Source organism: uncultured Paraglaciecola sp. (assembly GCF_943787955.1).
Classification (GTDB): domain Bacteria; phylum Pseudomonadota; class Gammaproteobacteria; order Enterobacterales; family Alteromonadaceae; genus Paraglaciecola.
In genome coordinates, this window is sequence record NZ_CALSOK010000013.1 from 109,240 (window position 1) to 126,512 (window position 17,273).

17 protein-coding genes and 3 tRNA genes are annotated in these 17,273 nt (G+C 39.3%); 16 read left to right on the plus strand and 4 right to left on the minus strand.

Annotation, left to right across the window (positions count from 1 at the left end; translation table 11 throughout):
* Window positions 1-405 precede the first annotated feature (405 nt).
* Window positions 406-1,695 (minus strand): aminotransferase class I/II-fold pyridoxal phosphate-dependent enzyme, encoded by a 1,290-nt coding sequence (locus Q0Y52_RS12525; RefSeq protein WP_297822045.1) that lies wholly within the window; start codon window positions 1,693-1,695, stop codon window positions 406-408.
* Between the two features lie 151 nt (window positions 1,696-1,846).
* Window positions 1,847-2,533 (minus strand): tRNA-uridine aminocarboxypropyltransferase, encoded by a 687-nt coding sequence (locus Q0Y52_RS12530; protein WP_297822048.1) that lies wholly within the window; start codon window positions 2,531-2,533, stop codon window positions 1,847-1,849.
* Window positions 2,534-2,604: 71 nt separating this feature from the next.
* On the opposite strand from Q0Y52_RS12530, the gene Q0Y52_RS12535 reads away from it, so the two are divergent.
* From Q0Y52_RS12535 to Q0Y52_RS12575, 9 genes are all read left to right on the plus strand, one after another.
* Window positions 2,605-3,156, plus strand: a complete 552-nt coding sequence (locus Q0Y52_RS12535; RefSeq protein WP_297822051.1) for a GNAT family protein — start codon at window positions 2,605-2,607, stop codon at window positions 3,154-3,156.
* Window positions 3,157-3,652: 496 nt separating this feature from the next.
* Window positions 3,653-4,060 (plus strand): DUF2750 domain-containing protein, encoded by a 408-nt coding sequence (locus Q0Y52_RS12540; RefSeq protein WP_297822053.1) that lies wholly within the window; start codon window positions 3,653-3,655, stop codon window positions 4,058-4,060.
* Entirely contained in the window at window positions 4,061-4,603 is a 543-nt protein-coding gene (locus tag Q0Y52_RS12545; protein ID WP_297822055.1) for a hypothetical protein, read from the plus strand. It begins immediately after the preceding gene.
* Window positions 4,604-4,776: 173 nt separating this feature from the next.
* On the plus strand, window positions 4,777-5,394 hold the full coding sequence (locus tag Q0Y52_RS12550) for an ANTAR domain-containing protein (protein ID WP_297822057.1): 618 nt from the start codon (window positions 4,777-4,779) through the stop codon (window positions 5,392-5,394).
* A gap of 17 nt (window positions 5,395-5,411) precedes the next feature.
* Complete coding sequence (locus Q0Y52_RS12555) at window positions 5,412-6,521, plus strand: CmpA/NrtA family ABC transporter substrate-binding protein (RefSeq protein WP_297822059.1); 1,110 nt, start codon at window positions 5,412-5,414, stop codon at window positions 6,519-6,521.
* A 453-nt stretch (window positions 6,522-6,974) separates the two neighbouring features.
* The gene (locus tag Q0Y52_RS12560) at window positions 6,975-8,378 is read left to right on the plus strand and encodes a CmpA/NrtA family ABC transporter substrate-binding protein (RefSeq protein WP_297822061.1); all 1,404 of its coding nucleotides are present in this window, start codon (window positions 6,975-6,977) and stop codon (window positions 8,376-8,378) included.
* Window positions 8,379-8,481: 103 nt separating this feature from the next.
* Entirely contained in the window at window positions 8,482-9,423 is a 942-nt protein-coding gene (locus Q0Y52_RS12565) for an ABC transporter permease (RefSeq protein ID WP_297822412.1), read from the plus strand.
* A gap of 50 nt (window positions 9,424-9,473) precedes the next feature.
* The gene (locus Q0Y52_RS12570; RefSeq protein ID WP_297822063.1) at window positions 9,474-10,331 is read left to right on the plus strand and encodes an ABC transporter ATP-binding protein; all 858 of its coding nucleotides are present in this window, start codon (window positions 9,474-9,476) and stop codon (window positions 10,329-10,331) included.
* Window positions 10,332-10,527: 196 nt separating this feature from the next.
* Complete coding sequence (locus Q0Y52_RS12575) at window positions 10,528-11,694, plus strand: alginate export family protein (protein ID WP_297822414.1); 1,167 nt, start codon at window positions 10,528-10,530, stop codon at window positions 11,692-11,694.
* A gap of 100 nt (window positions 11,695-11,794) precedes the next feature.
* Here the strand turns inward: Q0Y52_RS12575 and Q0Y52_RS12580 are convergent, their stop codons facing one another.
* Window positions 11,795-12,211 carry a DoxX family protein gene (locus Q0Y52_RS12580; protein WP_297822066.1) on the minus strand — a complete coding sequence of 139 codons (417 nt, stop codon included), beginning with the start codon at window positions 12,209-12,211 and terminating at the stop codon, window positions 11,795-11,797.
* Between the two features lie 85 nt (window positions 12,212-12,296).
* Between Q0Y52_RS12580 and Q0Y52_RS12585 the strand changes: the two genes are divergently transcribed.
* Entirely contained in the window at window positions 12,297-12,650 is a 354-nt protein-coding gene (locus Q0Y52_RS12585) for a VOC family protein (RefSeq protein WP_297822067.1), read from the plus strand.
* Between the two features lie 49 nt (window positions 12,651-12,699).
* Here the strand turns inward: Q0Y52_RS12585 and rnhA are convergent, their stop codons facing one another.
* On the minus strand, window positions 12,700-13,161 hold the full coding sequence (gene rnhA / locus Q0Y52_RS12590) for a ribonuclease HI (RefSeq protein ID WP_297822070.1): 462 nt from the start codon (window positions 13,159-13,161) through the stop codon (window positions 12,700-12,702).
* Window positions 13,162-13,275: 114 nt separating this feature from the next.
* Between rnhA and dnaQ the strand changes: the two genes are divergently transcribed.
* The 6 genes from dnaQ to Q0Y52_RS12620 all read left to right on the plus strand — a co-directional run bounded on the left by dnaQ (window position 13,276) and on the right by Q0Y52_RS12620 (window position 17,269).
* A complete protein-coding gene (gene dnaQ / locus Q0Y52_RS12595; protein ID WP_297822072.1) occupies window positions 13,276-13,983 on the plus strand; it encodes a DNA polymerase III subunit epsilon in 708 nt (235 codons plus the stop codon).
* Window positions 13,984-14,018: 35 nt separating this feature from the next.
* Entirely contained in the window at window positions 14,019-15,479 is a 1,461-nt protein-coding gene (locus tag Q0Y52_RS12600) for a TIGR03503 family protein (protein WP_297822074.1), read from the plus strand.
* A 218-nt stretch (window positions 15,480-15,697) separates the two neighbouring features.
* Window positions 15,698-15,774, plus strand: a tRNA-Asp gene (locus Q0Y52_RS12605).
* A gap of 88 nt (window positions 15,775-15,862) precedes the next feature.
* Window positions 15,863-15,939: transfer RNA gene (locus Q0Y52_RS12610), tRNA-Asp, on the plus strand.
* 29 nt (window positions 15,940-15,968) lie between these two features.
* Window positions 15,969-16,045 (plus strand) — tRNA-Asp (locus Q0Y52_RS12615).
* 150 nt (window positions 16,046-16,195) lie between these two features.
* Window positions 16,196-17,269 carry a CNNM domain-containing protein gene (locus Q0Y52_RS12620; RefSeq protein WP_297822076.1) on the plus strand — a complete coding sequence of 358 codons (1,074 nt, stop codon included), beginning with the start codon at window positions 16,196-16,198 and terminating at the stop codon, window positions 17,267-17,269.
* Window positions 17,270-17,273 lie beyond the last annotated feature (4 nt).

Genomic DNA, 17,273 nt, shown 5'->3' on the forward strand with positions numbered 1-17,273 from the left:
ATAGAAAGAACAGCTGAAACAGGTTCCCTTTTTAATTAATACAGCTCTTACCCAATGAAAGCAAAGCTATAACTGTCAACTTTCATTAATAGTGATATCGAAATAGGAGCTTGTTTTTTTCCAAAAGAGTGTGTCAGCAAACCTGAAAGTAAAAATAATTTAAACTAATGCACATTGATGTAGAAAAGATGAATTATCAGATTCAAATAAGGTTAAATCATCGGTGACATACTTCCCTTAGAAACCAAACGTAGTATAAAATATTTAAGAGTTTTCGTCATCTTTAAAGGGCATAAATGCTCTTATACCATCATCATTTATAGTGTTTATCCTCACTGTTGTTTAACCACTAAAGCCATTAGGCTGGACGTTTTAAAATGACGCCCAGCCTTGATCTTTCTTCCCTTAGTTCAATGAGTCAAGTGCTTGGCTAACATCTGCAATAATGTCATCAATATTTTCGATACCGACAGATATTCTGACTAGATCTTCACTGACCCCCGCATTTGCTAATTCTTCTGGATTGAGTTGCCTATGTGTAGTAGAAGCAGGGTGGCAAGCTAAGGATTTTGCATCGCCTATGTTTACCAGTCTCAAAATCATTTGTAAGGCATCGATAAACTGACCACCCGCGACTTTGTTTGAAGACCCAGCGGTGGATTTTATACCAAAGCTTAAAATACCTGATGCTTTACCATCAGTAATTTTCTGACAAGTTACCTGATAAGGACTATCGGCTAATGCAGCATAGTTTACCCAACTTACTTTTGGATGCTTAGACAAATATGCGGCTAATTTTTCAGCATTTTCGCAATGGCGTTCCATACGAAGACCTAACGTTTCAAGACCCATTAAAATATTGAACGAATTCGTTGGCGATATAGCTGCGCCAGTGTTGCGAAGAGGAGCAACACGGCAGCGACCGATATAAGCAGCCGCACCGAGTGCTTCAGTATAAACAACTCCGTGATAAGACGGGTCAGGTTGATTTAAAATTGGAAAACGCTCTTTGTTAGCTACCCAGTCAAACTTTCCTGAGTCTACAATAATGCCACCTATAGAAGTGCCATGGCCGCCAATGTATTTGGTTAATGAATGAATAACAATGGCTGCGCCATGTTCAAAGGGGCGACATAAAAAAGGTGTGGCGACCGTGTTATCAACAATTAAAGGTACACCATGCTTAGCGCCAATGGCTGCTAGCTTTTGTATATCTACAACATTGCCTGCAGGGTTACCAATTGATTCACAAAAAATCGCTTTGGTATTTTCATCAATGGCTGCTTCAAAAGCCGCATAGTCGTCACCGGGGATCATGCGTGCTTCTATACCTTGATTAGGTAGTGCATGAGCAAATAAATTGTAAGTCCCACCATATAACTGACTGGTACTGATAATATTGTCACCTACAGTACAAATACATTGAATAGCGTAAGTGATAGCAGCCATGCCAGATGCCACAGCTAAAGCAGCTATTCCACCTTCCATAGCCGCCACTCGTTCTTCAAGAACAGCCGTAGTTGGGTTCATGATCCGCGTGTAAATATTACCTGGTACTTTCAGGTCAAACAAATCTGCGCCATGCTGAGTGTTGTCAAAAGTATATGATGTGGTTTGGTATATAGGTACAGCAGCTGCTTTGGTGGTTGCTTCTGAAGTATAACCATGGTGTAAGGCTAAGGATTCTAGTTTCATGTTGAGCGTATTCCGTAATCATGAGATTTATAATTTATTAACTTTAGCCCGTTGTGTATTGAGAGTTCAAACAGAAGTGTTTAAATTATCGGGCTAAATTGGAATAAGGTATGCGCCTAATCGTAAAGCTCGGCTGGAACGTCGAACAGACCTAAAGAAGGGTCAAGTGCGCCTTACCTGCAATATAGGCTTTTTTGAATTGGTGAAAATATTCACCAAGGGCTTCTGCAGCATGATTATCATCTGTCATTTTTAATACCTCAATGGCTACTTCTGCGGTACACAGTTGATGCTCATGTGCGGCTTCACGTAGTTGATAAGACGAGGCTTTTTTAGGCTGGATACTCAAGACCGGTAATGGTGCAAAAGATGGGCTTTTAAACATTTTACTCGCTTCACGCCATGTACCATCTAACATCACAAATAGGGGCGTTTTACCTTGTTTTATCTCGACTAGATCTTTGGGAGAGTCAATACATCTTTCTGCTTCGGCATATTGTTGAGGAAATACCAATATAGGGACGTACTTTGGATTTTGTAGTAACTCGATGAGTGCAGGATCGGGGGCGACTCTGTCCCATCTAAATGCATAGTTGTCGGGTATGACATCTGCGATGAGTTTACCGGTATTGGTTGGTTTGTAATATTCATTTTTATACATCACCAAACAAAATGCGCTGTGACTGTAAATTGAAGGGCGCTGTGAACAAATACACTTTTTTTCTGGGATTAAACAATCCTCGCAGCGTTTAACTTTATAACCTCTAGCCCTAAATTCCTTAGTCGATAATGCTAGCTGCTGCTTGCGCAAAATGTGTACTGTATTGATATGTGCCAAAAAAATCCCGTGAACAAATAGCAGTTTATGTAATATCATCGCTTTTTTTAAAGATTTTACATAGTTAAAGTATGAAACTTCAGATTGATAACGATATTCACATCGAGCTTTTAGTGCCCGCATTTGCCGAGCGTTTATATGGTTTGACTAACAAGAACCGAGCCTATTTAAAAAAATGGTTATCCTGGTTAGACTTAGTGAAAACCTTTGAAGACACCGAAACCTTTATCGAAACTGCTGTTCATCAACACAACAATAATCAGGCCACTACTTTTGCTATCTTGCATCGCGGTGATTTAGTGGGTGTTGCGGGGTTTAATTATATTGATTATCAACACAAGTGGGGAGCAATTGGCTATTGGCTTTGTGCTTATTACACTGGCTCCGGTGTGATGACGAAAGTGGTACAAAAATTATTGGAGTATGGCTTTGTTGAGGCCAGTCTGAACAAAATCGAAATACGCTGTGCTGATAAAAATTACAAGAGCAGAGCTATTCCTGAACGTTTAGGTTTTTCCTATGAAGCAACCTTGCGTCAATGTGAATGGTTGTATGACCAGCATGTCGATCATGCTATTTATTCTATGTTAGCCAGTGAATATCAGGTTAGCAAGATTAGTTAACCTGATGTGATAGTCAGCCTCAAGTTCAGATTACTGCTAAATTACTAAGGATGATTATGGCGAAGAGCCTGATTTACCTCACATAAACCTATAATAGGTAAGTAAGGTAGTTCGTCCATTTGTGAGTCGATAGTAATGTGTGATTGTTAACTTATACCCAATTTCATCAGTACATGTTTTTAGGGAATTGAGGTTTTAGTTAAATTAATTTGAAAATTCATACGAGACGAGATGAAAGTAGTGATCGATGTATTTACTAGACGTATTAAGTAAACTTCAATACCCAAAACCTAAGATAATGATAATAGCGACCAGCAAGTAAATCCACGTTTTACTTTTTTGAGCCTGGGTGCGATATGAGGTAGTCTGCAACACTGTTTTGGTGGATATATGAATTTTTTTTTGCATAAATTTAATTAAGGTTGTCATTGGCTGAAAATCAAATGTGACGCTTAAAAAATGTATGTTTTATGGAAATGTAAATTAGGATATTGATATGAATAAAATTTCACAGGAAAAGTTTCTTGCTTTGAGTAAAATGTTACCCGAGCTGCGCTTTGAATATGCATTGGCACAGATGATCGAAATGCAAAACCTTTGGGGATTGTATGGTGAAAGTGGTTGGGTGATGCTCAAGGCTGATGAGGATGCCTGTATACCTATTTGGCCACACAAAGAGTTTGCTGAGGCTTGGGTAAAAGATGAGTTTCCTAATTGTCAGCCTAAACAAATTGATTTTGTGGAATGGATCGACACATGGTTGCCGGGAATGAAAAACAACAATACTTTAGTCTTGGTTTTTCCATTAAGTGGCGATGAAGAAGGTATTATGCTTGAGGCTGAAGAAATGATCAGTTGTATTGAAGAAGATTTAAAAGGGCTTGCGGCAAACGATCTTAGCTAAATGCCGATAAGTGCCTCGTTATCTGGACTGGGCGATCAATACGCTGAATTCAATGTGTATATTGGCAATATCCCGACGTTTTCTGAATATTCAAGTAACGGCGGGATTAAGCCGTTATCAACAGGGGAAATCAATGCTATTGGTTTGGCTTGTGGTAACGGTTGGCGAAAAGTATTTAACGTATATGCCAAGCTGCTATTTGCGCTTAATGCTGAAAACATTGTTTCGTTGCAAGGAGCTAAAAGTTGGCAAGATTTTCGTGAGCATGTTTTATTACAAAATTCGTCAAACACGAGTTTATTGTTTTTACCACCACAACTTAATAATATTAAACAGCAAAATAACAATGTGGTGCACATCATTATGGGCAAGACATATGCTAAATCACTAACTTTGCCCCACTTATTGACATGGTTAGATCACGAATTTTCGATAAATATCCATAACAAACTGGTGGTTTGTCCTTATTTTGATTATCGCCAATTATCGAATATTAAAATAATGCGGCTTGTAAAATTGATAAAACAACTGCGGGAGACATAATTTACTTTGCACAAAATGCACTAAGTTGGTGCGCTTGCATTTATTTGGACTTTAAATAAACAAGTTATTTGCAATTTTATTATTAACTTATTGATATCTATGGTCATTAAATTTGGCTTATGGCTTGCTAAGCACAGTTATGAAAGATCATTATTACATCTCGGAAAGATAGCTTGCAAGATACAGCTTTATCTAAAGCACAAAATACTGTGATTCCAAAATTGCGTATTTTGTTGATTGACGAAAACCGCCAAAGAGCCGAGTCTTTAGCGTGGGCTCTAAATAACTCTCGTTACAAAATTAGTCACCTAGCCAATCCACACATGTCACTATTAAAACAGGTGGATGAGATCCAGCCAGATATTATTGTGATTGATATAGAGTCTCCCAGCCGTGATATTTTAGAAAGTTTAAGTACCATTTCTCATTACAATCCCAAACCCGTAGTGATGTTTTCTGGCGAAAAAGATACTGACACCATTAATCAATATATTGAATCTGGGGTTAGCGCTTATGTAGTCGGTGATTTGCAAGCTGAAAGGGTTAAACCAATTTTGGATGCGGCTGTGGCTCGATTTCGTGAATTTCAAAAATTAAAAGTAGAATTAAGTGAAACCAAACATCAACTAGCCTCGCGTAATCTGATTGATCAAGCTAAACGATTATTAATGAAGAAAAAGAATCTATCAGAAGATGACGCTTTTAAAGCCATGCGAAAGACTGCTATGGATACAGGACAAAAGTTGGATGATGTGGCAAAAACACTCATTTCTTTTCTGAACACTATTTAAGATACTAGGTCAAAAGTATGATTGAACCTGAACAAACAGATTTAACCTTAGGATTTGTACCACTGACAGACTCTGCACCATTAATTGTGGCTAAAGAAATGGGTTTTTTTAGCCAGTGGGGGCTGAATGTGAAATTGCAAAAACAGAATTCTTGGGCAACGCTCAGAGATAAATTACACGCTGGATTATTAGATGCAGCTCAAATGCTAGCCCCCATGCCATTAGCCAGTTCACTAGGCTTAGGTTGTGCAAAGGTAAAAGTGATTACTCCTTTAGTACTTAGCTTAAATGGTAACGCTATTACTTTGTCTGAAAAATTACACCAAGAGATTTTAAAAGAAAACAATATTGTTCATGTGACATTGCCTCTTGCTGCATACCTATTGCAGAAAGTCATTCGCGTGCGTAAAAATCAAAACCGTCCAAAGTTAAGGTTTGCGACTGTATTTCCTTACAGTTGTCATTATTATCAGCTTAGAGATTGGTTAGCCTCTGCCCAAATTTCAGAAGCAGACTTGGACATAGTGGTTGTGCCACCGGTAAATATGGTGGCATTTTTACAAAGCGGTGAAATTGACGGATGTTGTGTTGGTGGACCTTGGAATGCCAAAGCTGTTAGAGCAGGTATTGGTTTAACTGCTCTGACATCATTTGATATATGGCAAGACAGCCCTGAGAAAGTCCTAGGATTATTAGCTAGTTTTCAGCTGAGTAAACCTAACACAGTCATCGCTTTAGCCGCTGCGTTAAAGCAAGCCTGTATTTGGTTAGAAAGTATTCCAAATCGATTTGAGGCTGCACGTTTGTTGAGTTCAGAACAATATTTAGATGCGTCTGTTGATGTGATTACACCATCTTTAATTGGCAGTTGCCTAACTCATATTACTATGCCACCTCGTACCATACCTTCATATAATCAGTTCTCAAAATCTAGCAATGGCTCAATTAATGTGCCTGAATACATCCGAGGTGAATGGTTAATTAGTCAAATGAGAAGTGCAGGACAGCTGAAAAATATTAATGTTCCGGCTGAACTAGTTAGGGATGTATTTAGACCCGATATATATCAGCAAATGCGACTGAAACTTGAAGACCAAGCAGTGCAATTTTTTCGCCGCTCAGGTTAAAAAGTACTGGGTTTAGACTTGACTATTCTTGTGTGTGGTTTTTTATGATTTGTGAATGTCTTTAAAATAGAACCCTTAGAAGAAAATTGTTTATATTTCCCGTCTAAATCAGACACCACATAAATACAATGGCACTTTGATAGTGCAAGGTATGCACTCCTATGACAACAATGCTGTGTGATAAAATTGATGTGTATTCATTAAGTTATTGAAATTAAACAAAAATAATAGTTGGCATTGTTACTGCTAAACAGTGAATGAGTGACCTACTACTTATAACAATGATAATTGTCCTCAATAATTAGAAGACAATAAGTGTCATAATGCTTTAAACAAAAAATTGTAATTATACGACGTAGTGTTGTTACAAATAGGCAATGCAGCCCGCAAAGATTTTCCGTGTCCTGGAGTCTTTGTGGGTTTTTTTTTGGCTAATAAAAATAGGAGTAAGAAATGAATAACCTGACGTTATTAAGTTCGTTAAAACTAGCTGTTACATCTCTCAGGCTCGGCTTGATATCAACAATTTTAAGCGGTTCAGTGATTGTAACCGGTGTTGGTGCAAAAGATTTGGGATGGCCAGAGAAGGAAGAATTAAAATTTGGATTTATTAAATTAACTGATATGGCACCGCTAGCGATCGCCTATGAGAAAGGTTATTTCGAAGATGAAGGCCTTTACGTCACCCTTGAAGCACAAGCAAACTGGAAAGTATTACTTGACCGAGTGATTGATGGACAGCTTGATGGCGCTCACATGTTGGCTGGTCAACCTTTAGGTGCAACTATCGGTTATGGCACTAAAGCAGATATTATTACTGCGTTTAGCATGGACTTAAACGGTAATGCCATCACAGTTTCCAATGATATTTGGAAAGAGATGAAAAAGCATGTTCCCCATGAAGGCGGAAAGCCAGTTCATCCAATCTCGGCGGATTCCCTTAAGCCTGTAGTAGACGATTTCAAAAGCAAGGGTAAACCTTTCAAAATGGGTATGGTGTTTCCCGTTTCTACCCATAACTATGAATTACGTTATTGGTTAGCGGCAGGGGGTATTCACCCTGGATTTTATGCACCCCATAAAGGCGACACTAGTGGCCAAATTGATGCTGATGCTTTGTTATCTGTTACGCCTCCACCACAAATGCCTTCTACTATGGAAGCCGGTACTATCCATGGCTACTGCGTAGGCGAGCCCTGGAACCAACAAGCGGTGTTTAAAGGTATTGGTGTGCCAGTTGTGACCGATTATGAAATTTGGAAAAATAACCCTGAGAAAGTATTTGGAGTCAGCAAAGGATGGGCTGAAAAAAATCCGAATACGCATATTCGAGTGGTTAAGGCGATGATCAGAGCTGCCATGTGGTTAGACGAAAATAACAATGCTAACCGTCCAGAAGCAGTGAAAATTCTATCTAAGAGTCAATATGTTGGAGCGGATTACGAGGTTATCGCAAACAGCATGACAGGTACCTTTGAGTACGAAAAAGGCGATAAACGCGATGTGCCGGACTTCAATGTGTTCTTCCGTTATAACGCAACTTATCCCTTCTACAGCGATGCTATCTGGTATTTGACGCAAATGCGCCGCTGGGGACAAATTTCTGAGCCTAAACCTGATTCTTGGTACAAAGATATAGCCAAACAAGTTTACCGTCCTGATATTTATGCTCAAGCCGCTAAAGCTTTGATTACAGAAGGTAAAGCCAATGCGGTTGACTTCCCTGAGTTTGCAACAGAAACAGGTTTTAAACCTCCTCAGACAGAATTTATTGACAAAATTGTGTATGACGGTAGTCAACCTAATGCTTATTTAGAAAAATTTGCTATCGGTCTTAAAAATGACACTAAAATCTAACTAGCTATGTAAGCAGACTGGGGCAGGATGCCCCATCTAGCGTGGAGTGTTCCAGATGAGTAAACAACAAACGGTTCCTATTATTTTTAATCACGTGAGAGACATGAACTGGCCAACCCTTAATCAATTCTTAACTGCCACAGCACTGCCTATTGTTGGAATTGTAATATTCCTCGGGTTATGGAGCTTAATGGCAAAAAATATTGATACGTCTTTGGGTCAGTTCCCTGGACCAGGCTCTGTATGGCAGCAGACGAAAGTATTAGTGGCTGAGCACAATACGCAGATGGACAAGGCCGACAAGTTTTATGCTCGTCAAGATGACCGTAATGCCGCACGTGTTGCAAAAGACCCAAGCTATGAGCCTAAAATTAGAGCTTTTACTGGTGCGCCGACTTTTTTTGAGCAAATCTGGACCAGTTTATATACTGTGATGGTGGGGTTTATTGTGGCCTCACTGTTAGCCATTCCTCTTGGGATTTTATGTGGTTTAAGTAAAAATGCTTATACGGCTATTAATCCTCTGATCCAACTATTCAAACCAGTTTCACCTTTAGCGTGGTTGCCTTTGGTCACTATGGTGGTAAGTGCGGTGTATGTCAGCTCTGATCCCATGTTTTCTAAATCCTTTATTACATCAGCCGTGACGGTTTCATTGTGCTGTTTGTGGCCGACTTTAATTAATACTGCTGTTGGTGTATCAAGTATTGATAAAGACTTACTTAACGTAAGTAAAGTACTGCGTCTTAACGGCTTGTCTCATGTGACTAAAATAGTCTTGCCTTCTTCTATTCCAGCCATATTTACTGGCTTACGTTTATCCCTAGGGATTGGTTGGATGGTACTAATTGCTGCAGAAATGCTTGCCCAGAACCCGGGTCTAGGTAAGTTTGTTTGGGATGAATTTCAAAATGGCAGTTCCGAATCATTAGCCCGTATCATGGTGGCAGTATTAACTATTGGTGTGATTGGATTTGCCTTAGACAGATTAATGTTAGCGCTACAGAGAAAGTTTAGTTGGGATAAGAGCGCGGTATTGCGTTAAGTCACTCGTTTAGACAGCTAGTATCAAAAAGTATATTTGAGGATAAAGTAATGAGTAACAAGCATCATTTAGAGCTGACACAAGTAGGGATGGAATTCCCAACAGCTAAGGGGCCATTTAACGCTTTGCAAGACGTTAACCTACGGATCGATAAAGGGGAGTTTATTTCATTAATTGGTCACTCTGGTTGCGGTAAGTCTACAGTTTTGAACATTGTCGCGGGTTTATATGAAGCCACTAAAGGTGGTGTTATCTTGGATAATCAAGAAGTAAACGAACCAGGCCCAGAGCGAGCCGTGGTATTTCAGAATCACTCGTTATTACCTTGGTTAAGTGCTTATAAAAATGTTGAACTGGCGGTTAAACAAACCCCAAATGGTCGCTCAAAAAAGGAAATGAAAGAGTGGGTTGAACATAACCTAGAACTGGTTCATATGAGTCATGCTGCTGACAAGTTACCCGCTGAAATATCAGGTGGTATGAAACAGCGTGTTGGTATTGCACGAGCATTAGCAATGGAGCCTAAAGTATTATTGATGGATGAGCCTTTTGGAGCGCTTGATGCCTTAACTCGTGCCCACCTTCAAGACTCAGTTATGGAAATTCATGCGCAGTTAGGTAATACCGTTATTATGATTACCCATGATGTGGATGAAGCTGTGTTACTTTCAGACCGAATTGTAATGATGACTAATGGCCCTGCGGCATCTATTGGTGAGATTTTACCTATCGAATTAGACAGGCCCAGGAACCGCATCGAATTAGCGGATAACCAGCAATACAATCACTATCGTCACGAGGTACTAAAGTTTTTATACGAAAAACAGCGCAAGGTGGAATCCGTTGATGAACACCGTAAAAATCGATCCAAAAATAAGGTAGAGGCGACTCAAAGTAATGTGGCCTAGTCACAAAAGAATAACCACTTAGTCCTAACTTTTTATTTAATAAATTTAATAGCTACTTACAGAACTCGTTCTGTGACAAGAAACAGTTATGCTTAAAATTAGAGAGAGAACCATGAAAATAAACAATAATAAAATGAATAAGCAAGCTATCAACATTGCTTTAGCAACCTTAATTATTGGTAGTGCGACTAGCCAGATGGCCTTCGCTGAAGGCTTGTCTGAAGCTCTGTCATCAGGCAAAGCAAGTGTTGATTTTAATTTGCGTTATGAAGATGTTGAACAAGATAACGCCTTGGATGATGCCAGTGCACTAACATTGCGCACCTTGTTAGCCTATGACACAGGAAGCTATAAAGGGTTTTCAGCTAAAATAGAAATGGAAGATACCCGGATTGTTTTAGGCCAAGGTGATTACACAGTTGGACCAAGTGGCTATAACCTGGGTCAATATTCGGTCATCGCTGATCCTGAACACACCGAATTGGATCAAGGTTATATTCAGTATAAAAACGGTACTTTTAGCACAAAGTTAGGTCGTCAAGTTATCACTATGGATGGGCATAGGTTTGTTGGCCATGTTGGCTGGCGTCAAGATAGGCAAACCTTTGATGCTTTGTCTGCTAAATATGCTCCTGTAAAAGACCTAACCTTGCAATATGCTTATATTACTCAACGAAACCGTATCTTTGCACAAGACGCTGATTTGAATGCGAAAGACCATTTAATCAACGCGTCATATAAAACATCAGTGGGAACATTGACCGGTTATGGCTATTTGCTTGAAGTTGATAATAGTACTGCGAATGCTTTAAATACCTTTGGTGTTAGCTTTGCAGGAAGCACTAAAGCGGGAGATACAAAAATATTGTATCGCGCAGAGTATGCTAGCCAGAGCAGTGAGACTGCGGCGGCTGATTATGATGTTGATTATATAAATTTTGAAGCCGGAGCTGTGTTTAGCGGTATCACCGCTAAAGTGGGTTATGAAGTGCTGGGTTCTGATGATGGTGCTTTTGGGTTTTCTACACCTCTAGCCACACTCCACAAGTTTAACGGTTGGTCTGATCAGTTTTTAGGCACACCTTCACAAGGTTTAGTTGATACTAATATCACATTTGCAGGTAAGGCATTGGGGGGAGGGTGGAAAGTGATCTATCACAACTTTGAAGCTGATGATGCCAGTGTTACTGTCAGTGATTTAGGCAGTGATACTGTCAGTGATTTAGGCAGTGAACTCAACTTGTCTTATGTGAAAAAATTCGGCAAACATTACTCTGCAGGCATTAAATATGCCGCTTATTCTGCAGGTGATATTAAAGTCGATGCAGATAAACTTTGGGTATGGCTAGGCGCCAAATTTTAACCATTTTGAGTGGTGTATATAAAAGGGCCAACATTTCAACAATGTTGACCCTTTTTGATACCTGATTTAACAAGAAATTAGATTTATAAGAATAAACACCTTAGGGCTTATGGGTTATTCGATTATCCAGACTGAGCCAACCTGTACCTATGCTGGAAACCATTAGCAGTCCAGCCATTATTCCCATGTTTTTAAAGAAATTTTGCGTTTCGTGAGTACGTGCTAATCCTTCAGCCATAGTCCAGAAATCGTGCATGTAAATACTTATCACTAGAGTTAATCCCGCTAAAATAAAGGCTGATAGTTTGCCTTTAAAGCCAATAATAATGGCTAAACCTAAAAGAATTTGAATAACAATAGTAACAGGCAATAATAATTCAGCTGCAGGCACACTATGAGCAAGCATATAATCTGTTGTTCCTTGATAATTGGATATTTTACGCAGGCCAGGCAGAATAAAATAAGTGCCCATCAACAGACGACCTAATAACAAACAAAAATTTTCAATTATTCGCATTCTTTATCCTCAAATATAGATAATTTTAGTGCATTATTGCACTAACATCTTGTTAACATAATGCGATAAACAAGAGGAGAATACTATGAGCCAACACCATAAAATTAATTATATTGAAATCCCAGTTAAAGCTTTAGCTTCAAGTAAAGCTTTTTTTAATCACGTCTTTGGTTGGGAATTTGTAGATTACGGGGACGATTATGCAGCTATTATTGGAGCTGGAATAGATGGTGGTTTATACGTTTCAGAACATAACGTGTCTGCGGATAAGGGCAGTGTATTAGTTGTCTTATACAGTAATGACTTAGTGAAAAGCCAAGATCTAATAGTATCAGCTGGAGGCACAATCAAAACGCCTACCTTTGAATTTCCAGGTGGACATAGGTTTCACTTTTGCGATGGAAACCACAACGAATATGCGATGTGGAGTGACAAGTAGTTTTAAGTTACCTATCACATTATTAACCCGAGTTGGGATCGCTAGAGGGTTAGCCAGAAAAGCCACTATCATCGGGCATGTTTTTACCTTCTGCTGCTTGACGAGCAAGTTGGTCACAAGCTTCATTTTCAGGATGACCAGAGTGACCCTTAACCCAGAACCAACGCACTTTATGTTTACCAACTTGTTGGTCTAAACGTTTCCATAAATCGACATTTTTGACTGGTTTTTTATCTGAGGTACGCCAGCCATTTTTACGCCAATTTTTAATCCACTGATTAATCCCATTTTTAACATACTGACTGTCTGTCGTTAGGTTAACAGAGCACGTCTCATTTAAAATAGCGAGTGCCTCGATAGTCGCCAGCAACTCCATTCTGTTATTGGTGGTATGTTTAAACCCTTGACTGAGTTCTTTGCGATGTTGTTCAAAAATCATCACTGCACCATAACCACCAGGACCGGGGTTGCCTAGGCAGGAGCCATCGGTAAAAATTTCTACTTGTTTCATATTTACTTAACTCTGAGTGTATACACAGATAAAAATCATGAATTTTAAATTTAGCGCAGTATAATGCCAAGATTGTTAATGCCACAATATTTTATAAATTATAAAGAGCCTAAAATGCGCCAAATTGTATTAGACACCGAAACCACTGGACTAGATCCTAAACAAGGACACCGCATCATTGAAATTGGGTGTGTGGAAATGATTAACCGTCGTCTCACGGGTAACACCTTTCACGTTTACGTTAATCCTCAGCGGTTGGTTGAACAAGAAGCGATAGGGGTGCACGGGATCACCAATGAATATTTGGCAGACAAGCCCATATTTAAAACCATAGCCAAAGAATTTATAGATTTTATTCGCGGTGCTCAACTGGTGATCCACAATGCACCATTTGACATTGGCTTTATGGATCATGAGTTTAATAGGCTGTCAGGTTTGGCAGTCAAAGCGTCTGCTGAAATGTGTACTGTGCTTGACACGTTAGATTTGGCAAGAAAGATTCATCCTGGGCAAAAAAATAATCTTGATGCACTGTGTAGACGCTATGGTATAGATAACTCACATCGAGAGAAACATGGCGCGTTATTAGATGCAGAAATTTTGGCTGACGTGTATCTAATGATGACAGGTGGTCAAACTGACCTAAATTTAAGCGGTAAGGCTAGTGGCGAAGGTGGCGTTCAAACAGAAACTATTCGTCGGTTGTCTACACAAAGAAAACCGTTAAAGGTTGTTATGGCAACGGCCGATGAGTTAAAACAGCATGAAACTAGATTAGACTTAGTGGCTGAAAAAGGTGGCGCCTGCATTTGGCGTGAATAGAGACAAATATTGACAAAGCAGTGGGTTGAGTAAATATGTTAAAATGGGCCGTATCTGCTCTAATTTTGTGGTTTTTTGCTTACGTGAGCTTGTCTGTTCAAGCTACTGCCCAGGAACAGCAGGATATTGCACCATCTTCAATTAACCAAGAAATTCTTCAAGGTCTTGATTCGCCTATTACCCAATTAGGTTCTGATTACCAAAATAGTATTGAGTTATTGCAAAACCGTTTTAGAGTCGATTTCGAAGTTGAAGAAATTACCATGATATTTTTTCGTGACTTCGGTTCCGCACCTATCGTTCTAGTGCAGCCAGATGGCTCCAAAATTTTTAAGTCTAACGCTGATGATAGCAGTATTTTTTGGTTTGATAGCTCTACTTACGACATGATAAGCATAAAAAATCCCGTGCCAGGCCCATGGCAAGCTGTTGGTCAGATTTCGCCTGAAAGTCGAGTTATGGTGATCAGTGATCTAGCATTACATACTAATCCTTTACCCAATATAATTTTTTCTGGTGAAATCCTTAAACAAACAGCCTACTTAACCAACAATGGTATGCCAATTGATTACACTGCATTTAGAGATGTGGTTGAACTGACTATTTCATTGTCGAGTACAAATAATCCCAATTTTAATAATTTTGGTGCCAATAAAGAACGCATCGCATTTTTTGAAGACAACGGTAAAGGCATGGATGAAATACCTTTAGATGGGGTATTTACTGGGCAGTTTAATCTTGCCATTGCAGATGGAGAATGGATCCCCACATTTACTGTATCTACACCTATGTATAGCCGTGAAAAGATCCACCCCTCTATTAAGTTAATGACCAATCCAATTAAAGTGAACGTTGAGATTGATGGCGGCGGCGATGGCTACCATAAACTTAAAGTGGATGCTCAGCGTGAATTTGTGGATATGTCTACATTACTGATTGATGGGAAAATTCGCTTTCCAAATGGCGATACTCAGAGCTTTTCTATTACAGATATGTCATCTGAAGTGCGTGAATATTTATTTGCCAATTATGATTATGGCCTATATCGCATCAAGTTAACTGCTTATGGAAATACTTATGAAGGCAGAGAATTTATTTTAGATGTGCCTGAATATAGCTTTCTATCAGAAGAACCAGAGCTGGCTGTGGTTGCTGTTGAAAAAGGTGTTCTGGATACCGCCATAACAGATAGTACTAATGAAAAAAGTGTCATGCCTAAACAAGAAACAACGTTAACAGATGAGAAAATGTCAACCTCTAGTCTTGTCGCGTTGATTGTGAGTATTAATCTGTTCATTTTGGTAGTCGGTGGGGGGGTAATTTATTGGTTAACCTTAGAAAAAAAGCCAGATTTTAATTTTATCAAAAAATTTAAGATAATTGCTGATGTCAATAAGCGTGTCGATGGAAATGGTGTTGGAAAAATAGTTGGGCTCTTTGCAAAAATCTTCAAACGTAAAGCCAAACCCAAAGAATCAACATCAGAAAAAAACTGAGTCCCGCTCTAATTTAATGCATATATCCCTCCCTAAAGAATGAATGTATGCAGGTATAATCGACAATTTGTTCAATACTACAGCAATCAATGATTTTAACTGAATTTCGTGCTAAAAAGCTATTGACTAGTATGGGGTGAACCCGTATTATCTGCGCCGCGGTTGAGAAGGGATATCCTTTATTTCTTATCTAACCGCTTGATAACATTAAATATTGTGGAGTGGTAGTTCAGTTGGTTAGAATACCGGCCTGTCACGCCGGGGGTCGCGAGTTCGAGTCTCGTCCACTCCGCCAATTTTAATGTTGTCTAATTACTTAAAATAAACGCTTTTAACCGTAAAGTTTAAGTGTAGATATATAGAGTAACGTTTTGATTACGGCTGGAGTGGTAGTTCAGTTGGTTAGAATACCGGCCTGTCACGCCGGGGGTCGCGAGTTCGAGTCTCGTCCACTCCGCCAACATCAAAACAAAAATACAGTTTATATGCGGAGTGGTAGTTCAGTTGGTTAGAATACCGGCCTGTCACGCCGGGGGTCGCGAGTTCGAGTCTCGTCCACTCCGCCAATAAATTGTTTATTATCCTGTTCTTGTTTAAAACCCCTAATTGTTTCCATTAATACTACGCTATCTGCTCATGGTTTGATAAGCTTGTATTATGCCTCTTTTCCAAACCTATATGATGCTATTGACGCCATACTCTGAGATTTAATTTCTATGTTTTTGTTGTTGTTATATATCGTTATCGCGTTAGGCTTTTCATTTGTTTGCTCTATTGCAGAAGCGGTTATCCTAAGTATTTCCTCTGCTTATATTTCTGTACTAGAAAAAAGTGGTCATCCGTCTGGGAAGCTGTTAAAAAATCAAGTCAGCGATATCAACCGGCCACTTGCTGCTATTTTGAGCTTAAATACCATTGCTCATACTATGGGAGCTGCTGGTGCTGGTGCTCAGGCGGCGGTAGTGTTCGGTGATGCTTACCTTGGGATTGCCTCGGCTGTATTGACTTTATTGATATTGGTATTCTCAGAAATCATACCGAAGACTCTTGGAGCAACCTATTGGCGCAAACTTGCACCAGCTACGGCTTATTTTTTAAAGTATTTAATCATTGTTTTGTGGCCATTTGTTCAAATGGCCCAGAAAATGACATCTAAACTTCAGGACGAGTCGCCTCTTAGTGGTTTGAATAGAGATGAATTGTACGCCATGACCGCATTGTCTTTTGAAGAAGGTCAAATTGCTGCAAGCGAGGCGACAGTGATGCAGAACTTACTTAGTTTAAAGCAAGTTAAAGTTCGCCAAGCAATGACTCATAGAACCGTCGTTTTTTCGTTACCTGATACCATGTCCGTTAAACAGTTTTTAGATCACCACGCAGATGTGTCATTTTCACGGATACCTATCTATGAAGATGGTGAGCCAGAGAAAATTACCGGCTATGTGTTAAAGTCAGATTTATTATTAGCGTATACCCGTGACAATAAAGATCGAGAGCTCAAAACTTTCCAAAAGAACATGGTCACTATATTAAGCAGTATGTCATTAGCCAATGCATTTGCGCCTTTGCACTCACAACGAGGAAACATGTTACTTATCGTAGATGAATACGGGGGTTTAGAAGGAGTATTAACGGTTGAGGATTTAGTTGAGAGCTTGTTTGGTATTGATATCATTGATGAAAGTGACCAAGTGGTAAGTATGCGAAAATTAGCAAGAATATTGGCTAAAAGACGGGAAAAGAAACGTCTGCGCATGTACCAGAAAACAAACAGTTCAAATTCAAACTAGGGAA